The 12,625-nt window shown below is 61.2% G+C and carries 8 protein-coding genes and 1 tRNA gene; 5 read left to right on the top strand and 4 right to left on the bottom strand.

Features of this window, described 5'->3' with window-relative positions; genetic code table 11:
- Nucleotides 1-156: 156 nt before the first annotated feature.
- Nucleotides 157-948 carry a winged helix-turn-helix domain-containing protein gene (locus OHL14_RS04290; protein ID WP_263378083.1) on the bottom strand — a complete coding sequence of 264 codons (792 nt, stop codon included), beginning with the start codon at nucleotides 946-948 and terminating at the stop codon, nucleotides 157-159.
- A 338-nt stretch (nucleotides 949-1,286) separates the two neighbouring features.
- Here OHL14_RS04290 and OHL14_RS04285 point away from each other — a divergent pair, with 338 nt between their 5' ends.
- A complete protein-coding gene (locus tag OHL14_RS04285) occupies nucleotides 1,287-3,839 on the top strand; it encodes a beta strand repeat-containing protein (RefSeq protein WP_263378082.1) in 2,553 nt (850 codons plus the stop codon).
- Nucleotides 3,840-4,046: 207 nt separating this feature from the next.
- Complete coding sequence (locus OHL14_RS04280) at nucleotides 4,047-5,468, top strand: APC family permease (RefSeq protein WP_263378081.1); 1,422 nt, start codon at nucleotides 4,047-4,049, stop codon at nucleotides 5,466-5,468.
- A 133-nt stretch (nucleotides 5,469-5,601) separates the two neighbouring features.
- On the opposite strand, the gene OHL14_RS04275 is transcribed toward OHL14_RS04280, so the two are convergent.
- Together OHL14_RS04275 and OHL14_RS04270 are read right to left on the bottom strand one after the other, a co-directional pair.
- Entirely contained in the window at nucleotides 5,602-6,225 is a 624-nt protein-coding gene (locus OHL14_RS04275; RefSeq protein WP_263378080.1) for a TetR/AcrR family transcriptional regulator, read from the bottom strand.
- 184 nt (nucleotides 6,226-6,409) lie between these two features.
- Complete coding sequence (locus OHL14_RS04270; RefSeq protein ID WP_263378079.1) at nucleotides 6,410-7,393, bottom strand: DUF4410 domain-containing protein; 984 nt, start codon at nucleotides 7,391-7,393, stop codon at nucleotides 6,410-6,412.
- A 422-nt stretch (nucleotides 7,394-7,815) separates the two neighbouring features.
- Between OHL14_RS04270 and OHL14_RS04265 the strand changes: the two genes are divergently transcribed.
- Entirely contained in the window at nucleotides 7,816-9,777 is a 1,962-nt protein-coding gene (locus OHL14_RS04265; RefSeq protein WP_263378078.1) for a M61 family metallopeptidase, read from the top strand.
- 107 nt (nucleotides 9,778-9,884) lie between these two features.
- Here the strand turns inward: OHL14_RS04265 and ligA are convergent, their stop codons facing one another.
- Nucleotides 9,885-12,056 carry an NAD-dependent DNA ligase LigA gene (ligA, locus tag OHL14_RS04260; protein WP_263378077.1) on the bottom strand — a complete coding sequence of 724 codons (2,172 nt, stop codon included), beginning with the start codon at nucleotides 12,054-12,056 and terminating at the stop codon, nucleotides 9,885-9,887.
- Between the two features lie 86 nt (nucleotides 12,057-12,142).
- On the opposite strand from ligA, the gene OHL14_RS04255 reads away from it, so the two are divergent.
- The gene (locus OHL14_RS04255) at nucleotides 12,143-12,415 is read left to right on the top strand and encodes an oxidative damage protection protein (RefSeq protein WP_263378076.1); all 273 of its coding nucleotides are present in this window, start codon (nucleotides 12,143-12,145) and stop codon (nucleotides 12,413-12,415) included.
- Between the two features lie 92 nt (nucleotides 12,416-12,507).
- Nucleotides 12,508-12,584 (top strand) — tRNA-Pro (locus OHL14_RS04250).
- Nucleotides 12,585-12,625: the final 41 nt, after the last annotated feature.

Genomic DNA, 12,625 nt, shown 5'->3' with positions numbered 1-12,625 from the left:
CCGAAGGGAATCTGCTGCTGAACTTGCTCTTTCCTTTGTCATTCCCGAAGGGAATCTGCTTCTGCACTTGCTGTTGTTCTTGCTTCTGGATAGGTCCGGGCTGTAGCCCGGACGTTCCCGACCGCCCAAAATCAAGGGGCTTCAGCCCCGGAGGGACTACTCGACCAGACCTTCGGTCACAGCGCTGTCGTCAGTCGATCCGCCGTCCACCGCTCCACCTTCACCAGCCTCGGCATCCTCCGGTCGTCCCTTTGGAATATCAAACCGATATCCCGCACCGCGCATTGTCTTCAGGAACCGCGGCGTCTCCGGGTCGGCCTCGATCTTCTCGCGAATGCGACGCACATACACATCCACACTCCGCGGCGTCACAAACCGAGCGTCGCCCCACACCGCATCCAGCAGGTGATCGCGGCTGAACACACGCCCCGGATGCCTTGCCAGGTAGTCCAACAGGCGGAACTCTGTCGCCGTCGTCGTCACCAGCTTGCCATGCACCCGCAGCTGCATCGAGTTGCCATCGATCTCCAGCGATTCGATCGACAGTACCGCCGTCGTGCCAGGTGCCTCCGGCCGCTCAAACCGCCGCAGCACAGCCTTCACACGCGCCAGCAGCTCGCGCATCGCAAATGGCTTCGTAATGTAATCGTCCGCGCCCAGTTCCAGCCCGGCCACGCGATCGTTCTCCGCTGCCCGCGCCGTCAGAAAGATAATCGGCACGCTCGCCAGCGTCGGGTTCTGCCGCAGCCGCTTGCACAGGTCCAGCCCATCGCCGCCCGGAAACATAATGTCCAACAGAAACAGCGACGGCCGCTGCCGCTCCGCGTCCTGCACGATCGTGCCCAGCGACGGATACGATCGCACCGCATATCCTGCACCCTCAAGCTGATACTGCACCAACCGCCGGATGTCCGTATCGTCTTCCAGCAAAAAGATCGACTGACTCACTCGTAAACACTCCAGTCTTGCCATCAGCACCCTTCGCTGATCCGCGCCTCACAGGGCATCACGGCTCTCGCGTACAGGGTCTTCGACATCTAGCCTAGCGCGTCCAGCTTTGACCTTTGCTAAAGGATGATGAATCCTCACAGCTCTTCTACGCACGCACTCGCCGCCGTTTAGATTCATCCCGGCACTACCCCAAAAGTAGTACACCATACTCACCTCGCGGGGCGTTTTGACTCTTCATTTATTCCCGAAATGACAATAGCTTTAGATTGTGCACCAGCGCCGACGCTGGGCACGGACGCCAATAGATCAACCGCACGCCGGAAAGACTTATCCACATGACTCTGCACACTGAATCGCTCCGCTCGAGCGAACGCGTCGAAGCGCGCCCTCTCTCTTTCGCCTCCTCGATCCAGCGCACAGGCGCCTGCCTGCTTGCAGGCCTCCTCACCTGCGCAGCCTTTACTCTCTCCGGCTGCACCGGCACCTTCGTCATGCCCGATACCCCCGTCGCCACCACCTCCGGCTCCGGCGTCACCTCCGATGCCACCTCCACCTCTGGCTCTGTGTATGGAGGACATGCCCCCATCGTTAACGCCAAGGTTTACGTCCTCACCCCCAGCACCACCGCCAACTACGGCCTCGCCACCTCGCTGATGAACAGCACCAGCTCCACCACCGGCGGCTACCCCGTAACTCAGGACACCTCCGGCGGCGTCACCAACGGCATGTACTACGTCACCACCGATGCCAATGGCAACTTCAACCTCACCGGCGACTATGCCTGCACCGTCAACCAGCCCGTCTACATCGCCGCCGTCGGTGGCAGCCCCGTCACTCCCAACAACTCCGCCAGCACCATCTCCAAGGTCGTCGTCAGCGGCACCTCGGGCACCGGCTCCGCCCAGACCGCCACTTTCACCTTCACAACCTCCACCACCGAGCTCTACTTCGTTGGCGAGGTCGTCAGCCTCAGCGGCCTCACCGGCAGCCTCAGCTACCTCAACGGCACTACCCAGACCGTCCTCTCCACCAGCCTCACCACCACCACCTTCGCCACCACCACCAGCACCTACAACTCTTCCACCAGAACCAACATCTCTGCCACCACCTACAGCGGTCTCACCGCCTCCGCCACCGCGAACCCAGCCAACAACCCCGCCGTTGTCAACATGGCCGCCCTCGGCATCTGTCCCTCCAGCGGCACCTTCGCAGGCGTCATCTCCTTCATCTACATGAACGAGATCTCCACCGCCGCGCTCGCCTACGCCACCGCCGCCTTCGGCACCGACGCCTTCCACATCGGCGTCAACCAGACCGGCACCCTCAACAAGACCACCATGCCCGGCTACGTCACCGGCAGCATGGTCCAGGCATTCAACAACGCCTACCTCCTCTACGACATTCAGGGCTCAAACTCCAGCACCACCTTCGCTGGAGAAGGCCACATCGCCCGCCTCACCACCCCAGCTGGCAATGGCACCGTACCCCAGGCCACCCTCGACACCCTCGGCAACATCCTTGCCGCCTGCGTCGACTCCAACAACACCGCCGCCACTGCCTCCTCGCAGTGCACCACCCTCTTCGCCACCGCGACCTCCACCGGTGCCACCACTGGCACCAAACCCACCGACATCGCAGCCGCGGCCTTCAACATCGCCAACTTCCCCGCCGGCACCAGCAACACCAGCTTCGTCTCGACGCTTTACAACCTGCCCACCGGCAACGTCCCCTTCGCTCCCAACCTCGCCGCCGCTCCCTCCGACTTCACCCTCGGTATCCAGTTCAAGATCAACACCTCCAACGGCGGCACCGACAACCTCATCAACAACCCCCAGATCCTCGCGCTCGACGCCGGCACGACCGTCGGCACCGAAACCGGCCTCAGCGGTAGCGCCAACGCCCTTTGGATCGGCAGCTACGGCGCTCAGCCCACCAAGCTCCTCACCAGCGGCACTCCCGACTACGACGCCAACGCCGCTGGCCTCGCCTCCGCCACACGCTCCCGCAGCGTCGCCGTCGACTCCAGCAACAACCTCTGGATCATGAACGAGGCCACCACCGTCCTGCAGCGTTTCTCCAACGCAGGCGCCCTTCTCACCTCCGTCCCCGCTCCCACCAACCCCCTCACCGGCGACCTCTTCTTCAACGGCACCGACGCCGCCATCGACGCTGCCGGCAACGTCTACGCCGACTACGAAAACACCATCTTCAAACGCACCAGCGCTGGCGTGAACATCCCCTACACCGGCGGTGGCACGAACGCTGCCTGGAGCAGCAACAACTCCACCCTCGGCTCCCTCACCACCTACACCCACAACGGCTACTTCGATAGCAACGGCCTCTACTACGTCGTCAACAACCTCGGCACCCTCTGCGTCGCCAACCCCGCAACCGCCAACTGCACCTACAGCGTCTCCGGCTTCAGCGCAGGCAGCGCGTCCAACGCCGTTTACTTCTCTTCACTTGACGCCAACAACACCTTCTGGGCCATCCCCAGCAGCAACCCCACTTCGACCATCGTCGGCTACAACTATGCGCTCAAGACGAACGGCGTCTCCTACACCTTCACCGGCGGCGGGCTCAACACTCCAGCAGCCACCGCAGTCGACGGCGCCGGCAACATCTGGGTCGCCAACGCCGCCACCGGCAACAGCCTCTCCGCCTTCACCCCCTCCGGCACCGCTCTCAGCCCAACCGCCGGCTTCGGAGACATCGGCACCACAAACAGCACCAACAGCGCTGACCTCGCCATCGACCGTTGCGGTGACGTCTGGGCCGTCTACAGCGGCTACAACGTCGTCGTCGAATACATCGGCCTGGCCACCCCCACCGTCTCCCCCACCGCCTTCGCCACCTTCAACGGCTGGATCGGCAAGCGCCCCCTCTAAAAGTCAGCTGTTTCGCTTTGTCATTCCCGCAGGGAATCTGCTTTCCGGGTGCCCATCTTCGCCGCGCTTTTGCGGCTAGGGTGGGCATCGCGCGTTAAGACGCCGACCACTCCTTACCACTTGCCACTTCTCACATACCCCTCCTCCCGACTCCCCGTCATGCCACAATAGACCTCACACCCCCCAACACCCGAGGTCCCCCTGCGCATGACCCCCTCCCAAGGCGAACCCGCAGTCGCACACCACGACGGCGCCAAGCTCATCGCGATCGAAAACTTCGGCCTCCGCCACAACATCCTCTCGCCCCTCGAAACCCTCGCCCAGTCCATCTCCACCATCGCGCCCAGCACCTCGCCCGCGCTCACCGTGCCCCTCGTCTTCGCCCTCGCCGGACAAGGCACCGCCATCGCCTACCTCATCGCGACCGTACTGATGGTCCTCATCAGCCTCACCATCGCACCCTTCGCCCGCGAGAGCTCCTCCCCCGGCTCGCTCTTCTCCTACACCCGCCTCTCGCTACCGCCGTCGCTCTCCTCGCTCACCGCCTGGGCCCTCTTCTTCGCCTACATAACCACCGCCTCGGCCGTCATCGGTGGCTTCGTCTTCTTCTCCGGAACGCTCCTCGGCGATCTAGGCCTCACCACCATCCCGGTCGTGGCCGCTCGCCTCCTCGCCTTCGTCCTCGTCGCCATCGCCTCCATCGGAGCAGGCTGGGTCGCCTACCGCGACATCCAGGTCTCCGCCCGCCTCATGCTCTATATCGAAGGCGCATCCGTCTGTCTCATCGCCGTCGTCATCGCACTCATCCTCCTCAGGCACGGCCTGCACCTCGACTACGCGCAATTCACCCTCCGCACCATGTCCTTCCGCAACATCGGCCTCGGCGTCATGCTTGCCATCTTCAGCTTCGTCGGCTTTGAAAGCGCCACCACCCTCGGCGCCGAAGCGAAAGATCCTCTCCGCACCATCCCCCGCGCCGTCATACAGAGTGCCATCCTCTCCGGTGCCTTCTTCGTCGTCTGCAGCTACGGCGAAACCCTCGGCTTCCACAGCTCTTCCACACCCCTCGACCAGTCCGCCGCTCCCTTCCATTACCTCGCTGCGCAAGCCGGAGTCGCCCCCCTCGGCATCCTCATCGACATCGGCGTCCTCGTCAGCATGTTCGCCGCCACCCTCGCCTGCGTCATCGCCGCCTCCCGCGTCCTGCTCCTCATGGCCCACCACGGCCTCGCCCACAAGAGCCTCTCCACCACCCACGCCCACAACGAAACCCCCGGCACCGCCAGCATCCTCGCCGCGACGCTCGCCTTCCTCCCCGCAGCCGCCCTCGCCCTCCACGGCACCACCGGCGCCGACATCTACGGCTGGATGGGCACCCTCGCCGTCTACGGCTTCCTTACCGCCTACGGCATGGTCGCCATCGCCCTCTTCTTCCACCGCCTCAAGAGGCCCAGCTTCCTCGCCACCGCCATCTTAACAACGCTCGCAACTCTCGCCATGCTCGCCGCCATCGCCAGTAACATCTACCCCATCCCCCCGAGCCCGATGCGCTACTTCCCCTACATCTACGCAGCCTACCTCGCCATCGCCCTCAGCTGGCTCGCCCTCAACAACCGCTCCAAAGCCTGACCCAACTTTTTCTATTTGTTTGTTCGTTCGTTTGGTTCTTCTTGTTTTATTCCTCTTGTTTTGTTTCTTGTTTTGTCATTCCCGAAGGGAATCTGCTTTTGCTCTTGCTCTTGCTCTTGCTCTTCCCTACTCCCTACTCCCTACTCCCTACTCCCAGCAACGCATCAAACATCCGATCCACCACTCTCCTCAATTCGTCCTGCCCAACCGCTCTCGCAAATTCCCACTCCAGCGACAGCGCCGACACCACCGGCTGCATCGACAAAATCGCCGCCACACGGCTAATTCCCCCAGCTGGCGCTGGCCCCAGGATCGCGGCAATTCTCTCCTCATCCAGTGCCGACAGGGATTGATCCATAAACCCCCGCAACCGCGCCTTCGACTCTGGATGACGGATCGCGAACAGCTTGTACTCCAGCAGCAGCAGCCGCCACGTCCGGTTCTCCGCCATGTTCTGGTAAAACGAGCGCAGCGCCTCCAGGTTTCCTTCTATCGTCGTAGACTCCGCCAGCAGCGCCTCCATCTTCGCGCGATAGTGTTGCCGGTTGTCCTCGATCAGCGCCAGGAACACCTCTTCCTTGCTCGCAAACTGCGCATAGATCGCACCCTTTGTCCTCCCGGCCAGCGCGGCAATCTGGCCAAGCTCCGCACCCTGGTAGCCATCCCGCGCAAAGATCGTCTCCGCAGCCTTCAACAGCTGCTCGCGCGTCTCCCGGGTCTTCAGCTCGTGCTTGGTAGTAAGTTTCTTGGCAGTCATCTCGCGTCCCATTCTAGGTTGTATCGACGCATTTGGAAGTACACGAACCTCTCTGCTTCCAAGGTCTGCCGTTTTGTATAGCGCCAAAGGCGCGGCCACATCACAGCCCAGTCCGGAGCCGGGAGCCCCGGCGGACGGCTTCTTGTCCGCTGGGGGCGAAGCGTACCCCCTCACCTCCACGACTCTAGCTCCCCTGAACAGCACCCCCGGTTCGCACCACCCTCGCATAGTGCTTCACCACATTCTTCGCCAGATGGTCCGCCACATCCGTGCTCTCGGACTCGCCCCGCATCGTCGCCTTGATCTGCTCGGTGCTGTGCAGCGTCCCCGCGGCATCCGTAAACGTTACATCGAACACCATCTGAGTCGTCCCCACAAAAAACCCGACAGGGCCCAGCGCCGCCCTCTTCACCGAGTTCCCCTCCTTGAACGCCGACACCGCAATCTTCACCGTGTACGCCGGGCATCCCTTCGCCTCACCCTCCTCGCCGGAGCGGTACACCTTGCCCATCTCCTTCGCCTTTCGCAGTCGCTCCACCAGATGCTCATACACCAGCGCCCGATACACCGCCGGCACCTGCGCCTTGTCCCACTCCGGAGCCGCCACCAGCACACTGTGCGGATCCCTCGGAACACCCTCACACTTCGCCGTAACCTTCGGCTGTACCGGAACCGGAACCAGAGCGAAGCTCTGCAACGCTCGCTCCGCCTCGTTCGCCGGCAGAAGGAAGACCGCCGCATGTTGGCCGTCGCGCGCGTCCCTGAACTCCACCGTCAGCAGATCGATCCGATGATGCAGTACCGCCGCAGCCGCCAGTCCTCCCCCATCGGGAATGACGCCCCGCACAATTCTCATCCCAAACCCGCCGATCTCCACCCGTTGGTTCCCCGCGCTCACCGCCGTCACATCCGAGCGAAGAATCGACGTGCTGCCAGCCTTGTCCGTGAACGTCAGCGCATCCGGTCCGAAGAGCAGCGTGCCCTTCTTGTGCGGCTTGATGTCCGGCAGACCATCCACATGCACGGCCTTGCTGGACTGCCAGAGCGCAGGTGAAGCCATAGCCGAAGTCCCCGGCACAGGCTGCAAACCCTGTGCCCGCATCGGCACCGGGACCAAAAGAAGCGCATGAACAGCTACGACAACGGGGGCAAAGGGCAAATTCTTCATCACTCTCCTAAATACGTACTAGTACGTATTTATAATATAGACGCACCTCCCGTTGGTTAGGTATCAAAAAAATCTCTCTATCTCCAAACCTTACAAGAGCGTGCCCCGCTCTTCCCACTCCCCACTCCCTGCCTTACGCTGTCAACCCCCAAACGCTGTAACCCCAACAAATCAAACCAAATAGAGTTGCATGTTTACCCTGTCCAGGTTGCTATACTTTAAATAGAGATCAATGCAAGAAACTTGCCAGAGACCCCGCTCGTCCCTTGGCCAGCACTTACTTCAGGCCTTCACAAGACACCGACCGTAGTCGACACCTGTGAAATGACATACCAAGTATCTCCCTCCATCCCTTTCTTTCCAAGACTTTGGCCCTAAAGTATGGGGGGAGGGGGGTACCATCCCCTCGAGGTTCCATCTTCATGCAAATCCGTACCAGCGTCCTCGCCGCAGCGACCCTGCTCTCCACCGCAGTCTTCGCTCAGGCTCCTATCAAGATCACAGCGGACCTCTCCGAAGCGCCTCGCCGCCTCTATCACGCCGAAATCGACATCCCCGTAAAACCAGGCGCGCTCACGCTCACCACGCCCAAATGGATTCCCGGCAATCACCGCCCAACAGGTCCCGTGGAAGACATCACTGGCGTCGTCTTCACCGCCGACGGCGAAACCCTCAAGTGGCGCCGCGACGACGTCGAACTCTACGAGTTCCACCTTACCGTTCCCAAAGGTGTCAGCAGCATCCACGCGCATCTCGACTGCATCGTCACCTCACGCGTCAGCGATCACATGGCTGTCCTCGAGTGGGAAAAGCTCCTCCTCTATCCCGCAGACAAGACCACCAAAGACATTCCCGTCGAGCCGTCCGTAACTGTCCTTCCCGGCTGGGGAATCGGCACCGCGCTGCAACCCACCGGAACCGGAGCTCCGCCGCCAACAACCGGCGTCAACGAGCAGGATCACACGCCGCCCGCAGGCTCAGTCACCACGCACTACGCTGCAACCAACATCGAGCAGCTTCAGGACTCGCCAGTCATCGCTGGCCAGTACTTCCACGAGTTCCCTCTCGCCACCGAGCTCCCGACCAAGCACTACATCGACGTTGTAGCCGACGATCCCGGCGATCAGGACCTCTCGGCCGAGTACATCGCCCGCATCTCCAACCTCGTCCGAGAGGCCAATGCTGCCTACGGCTCGCATCACTACAACGTCTATCACTTCCTGCTGACGCTCTCGGACGTCGCCGGCGGCGAAGGCCTCGAGCACGGCCAGTCCTCCGACAACGGCGAAGGCGAGAAGAGCTTCTCCGACGTCAACCACGCCGACGACCTGCTCGCCCACGAGTACACGCACTCCTGGAACGGCAAATATCGCCGCCCCGCTCGCCTCAATCAGCCCACCTTCGCGACGGCCGAGCAAGGCGATCTGCTCTGGGTCTACGAAGGCATGACGCAGTACATGGGCAATGTACTCTCCGCACGCTCGACCATGATCTCGAAGCAGGAGTACCTCGACACCATCGCGGGCGTCGCTGCTTATCTTGATAACCAGCCCGGTCGCGACTGGCGCTCCACAGAAGACACCGGCATCGCTGCCAGTATCCTTCGCGGTGGCGATCAGCGTTGGTCCAACTGGAAGCGCGGCCAGGACTACTACTACGAAGGCCTGCTCGTCTGGACCGACGTCGACACAAAGATCCGTCAGCTCACCGACAATAAGAAGTCCCTTACCGACTTCCAGAAGATATTCCTCGGCAAAGGCGGTTCCACCGGCCCAGAGATCGTCGGCTATGAGTTCCCTGAGCTCGTGAAGGACCTGAACGAGGTCGTTCCCTATGACTGGGACAAACTGCTCCGCGAAAAGATCAACGGCATCAACCCGCGCGCTGATGTCAACGGCATCACGCAGGGCGGCTACAAGCTGGTCTACCTGGATCACCCATCACCTTCCGCTGCCAGCAAGGCCGGTCGCGGCATGGGAACAGCCAGCCTCTGGTACTCCATCGGCATCCGCATCGGCGGCGGTCGTGGCCCAGCGGCTTCTGGAGCAGCTACCATCGGCGATGTCCGCTACGGCGGTCCCGCTGACGCAGCCAAGCTCTACCCTGGCGAGCAGATCATCGCGGTGAACGGTCAGACGTACTCAGCGGAGGCCATTAACAAGGCAGTGAAGGATGCCGCTGGCAAGACCGAGCCTATTCACCTGCTGGTCTCGCACGAAGGCACCGTTGAAACCGTCAACATCAACTATCACGATGGTGAGAAGTACCCGACTCTGCAGCGCGTAGACGGCACCCCCGACTACCTCAGCGACATCGCGGCACCGCTCACTACACCGCAACATGCGCCGGACTACAAGCCTGAGCACACACACGAACAGAAGTAAGCCTCAGAAAAGCGGTGAAGGGCGTGGAGACAATCTCCACGCCCTTCAGCATTTAATCCTTGTCATTCCCGAAGGGAATCTGCTTGTGCTCTTCTTGCGGATCAATCTCAAACCAGCATCGTCAGCAATCCCGCCTCATCAAGCACCGCGACTCCTAACTGCTGCGCCTTTTCCAGTTTCGATCCAGCCTCTTCGCCTGCGACCACATAGCTGGTCTTCTTGCTCACCGAGCCCGACACTTTACCGCCAGCTGACTCGATCTTCTCCTTCGCCTCATCGCGCGTCAGCGTCGGCAACGTTCCAGTCAACACAAACGTCATGCCTTCAAGTTTCGTTCCACGTTCGCGCTTCTTCGCCGTGAACGTGAGCCCATAACCTCGCAGCCGCTCCACAAGAGCGAGATTGCGGTCGTTCGTAAAGAACTCACGCACCGTAGCAGCAACCTTCGGCCCAATATCATTCACTCTTGTCAGCTCTTCTTCGGTGGCGGCAATCAACGCATCAATCGATCCAAACTCATCGGCCAGCGCCTGCGCCGTGCGCTCGCCCACATGCCGAATGCCGAGCCCGAGCAAGACACGATTCAGAGGCATCTTCTTCGAGCGCTCAATCTGCTCCAGCAGCGACTCCGCCGTCTTCTCACCGATGCGCTCTAACGTCAGCAGATCACTCTTCGTCAGCTTGTAGATGTCTGCAATCGAATGCACCAGCGCAGCACGCGTGGGCTCAGCGGTAGCCGTTTCGCAATCGGCATCTTTAACGGCTTCGACACTGACCTCTTCCCCTTCAATCGCTTCGACCTCTGCAAGCGTATGACCGAGCAGTTGCGCCACCAAAGACTCGCCCAGGCCTTCAATGTTCATCACTCCGCGCGACGCAAAGTGCCGCAACTCTTCTTCAAGTCGTGCGGGGCAACTCACATTCACGCAGCGCAGATCGACCTCACCAGGCTCTCGCACAAGCGCCTCGCCGCAGCGAGGACATGCGTCGGGAAAGACAATCTCCTGGGTGCCGCGCGGATGGTCTTTGTCCTCTATAACCTCTGTGATCTTGGGAATGACATCGCCGCCGCGCTCGACCGACACATAGTCGCCAATCTTTACGCCGAGCCGCGTGATCTCGTCGGGGTTATGCAGCGTGCAGCGCGACACAGTCGTTCCACCTACAAAGACCGGAGCAAGCGCGGCCACAGGCGTTACCTTGCCCGTTCGCCCGACCTGAAACAGAACGTCGTCGAGCTTCGTAATCGCCGCGCGCGCTGGGAATTTGTAGGCTATCGCCCAGCGCGGAGCCTTGCCGGTGAAGCCGAGCCGACGCTGCTGCAAAGTAGAGTCAACCTTCATCACGATACCGTCGATCTCGTAAGGCAGACCATCGCGTTTCGCCTCACCATCCGCGATGAACGCCATCACCTCCTCGATCGTATCGACCGTGCGCGTATTGCTGTTGACGAGAAACCCGGCCTTGCCCAGAGCTTCAATCGCCGCACTCTGCGTATCAAGCAGGAACTCTCCGACAGCAGGTTTTCCTTCACCGCCAGCGCTCAGCAGGAAATAAGCGAAGAACTCCAGCCGCCGCTGCGCCACGATGTTCGGCTCCAGCGTACGAATGGTTCCAGCAGCAGCGTTGCGCGGATTCACCGCAGGCGCAAGCCCTTGTGCGATGCGCTCCTCGTTCATCTTCGCGAAGGCCTTCTGCGGCAGCACAACCTCACCACGCACCTCAAACTGCTGCGGCAATCCAGCTGCTTTCAGCTTCGCCGCGGAGATGTGAAGCGGCACCGAACGGATCGTGCGCACATTCGAGGTCACGTCCTCGCCTGTTGTTCCATCCCCACGCGTGATCCCGGACCTCAGCACCGCCTCGCCACCCTTGCCTGCGACGTATTGCAGAGCCATCGAGAGACCATCGAGCTTGAGTTCGCATTCATAGCGAACCTTGTCGCTGCCGGCGAGTCCCCCCGCGACTCGATCTGCCCAGGCGCGCAACTCGTCTTCGTTATAGGCGTTGTCCAAAGACAGCATCGGGCGCGAATGTTCGACCTTCGCAAACCCATCCTTTGGCTTGCCGCCCACACGCTGCGTCGGAGAATCTGGCGTGATCCACTCAGGATGCTCAGCCTCAAGCGCCTTCAACTCATTCATGCGCTTGTCGTACTGCGCGTCGGTCCATTCGGGCGCATCCGCCACGTAGTACAGGTACTCGTGGTGACGCAGCTCTTCGCGCAGCGCCTCTATTTTCGCCTCGGCCGACATTTGCGTAGTGTGATCGGTTGCCATCGCTAGTCATTCTAAAGCTCTGGAGGGCGACTCGTATCCGACCGCTCTCTCAGGTAAACTAGAGACTCCAAAGGAGCGACACGCCAATGCCACACATGGTTTTCTGTGCCAAGTACAAAGCCGAGATGGAGGGCCTCGAAGAGCCCCCGTTTGACTCCGACTTCGGTCAGAAGATCTATAAGACCGTGTCGTTAAAGGCCTGGAACGAGTGGGTCGAACGCCAGAAGATGCTGCTGAACGAGTACCGCCTGCAGCCCTGGACGCGCGAGGCGCAGGAGTTCCTGGTGGAGCAGATGAACGAATTCTTCTTCGGCTCCGGTGGCGAACTGCCCAAGGAGTACGTGGCTCCCGCGCACTAATCGAGTGCGTGGCACACCAAAGGCCTACTTCGTGTAGACTAGAGGTACCCCTGTTGCTGGCCCGAAAGGCGCGAGCGGCAATCGTAACAAGTCGGGACGTGGCTCAGCCTGGTAGAGCGCACCCTTGGGGTGGGTGAGGTCGCTAGTTCGAATCTAGTCGTCCCGACCATTTCCTTCGATATTCTCTCGTGCGCGTTGAGAGTTCTTGCG

This window comes from Granulicella paludicola, from assembly GCF_025685545.1.
Lineage (GTDB): Bacteria > Acidobacteriota > Terriglobia > Terriglobales > Acidobacteriaceae > Granulicella > Granulicella paludicola.
Note: the sequence above shows the minus strand (reverse complement) of the source record. Positions and strands in the feature narration are given on the sequence as shown.

Excerpts from the sequence above, each read along its gene's own strand:
- OHL14_RS04285 (WP_263378082.1), top strand. The coding sequence starts at position 1,287 with ATGACTCTGCACACTGAATCGCTCCGCTCGAGCGAACGCGTCGAAGCG.
- OHL14_RS04255 (WP_263378076.1), top strand. The coding sequence starts at position 12,143 with ATGCCACACATGGTTTTCTGTGCCAAGTACAAAGCCGAGATGGAGGGC.
- OHL14_RS04280 (WP_263378081.1), top strand. The coding sequence starts at position 4,047 with ATGACCCCCTCCCAAGGCGAACCCGCAGTCGCACACCACGACGGCGCC.
- OHL14_RS04275 (WP_263378080.1), bottom strand. The coding sequence starts at position 6,225 with ATGACTGCCAAGAAACTTACTACCAAGCACGAGCTGAAGACCCGGGAG.
- ligA (WP_263378077.1), bottom strand. The coding sequence starts at position 12,056 with ATGGCAACCGATCACACTACGCAAATGTCGGCCGAGGCGAAAATAGAG.
- OHL14_RS04265 (WP_263378078.1), top strand. The coding sequence starts at position 7,816 with ATGCAAATCCGTACCAGCGTCCTCGCCGCAGCGACCCTGCTCTCCACC.
- OHL14_RS04270 (WP_263378079.1), bottom strand. The coding sequence starts at position 7,393 with ATGAAGAATTTGCCCTTTGCCCCCGTTGTCGTAGCTGTTCATGCGCTT.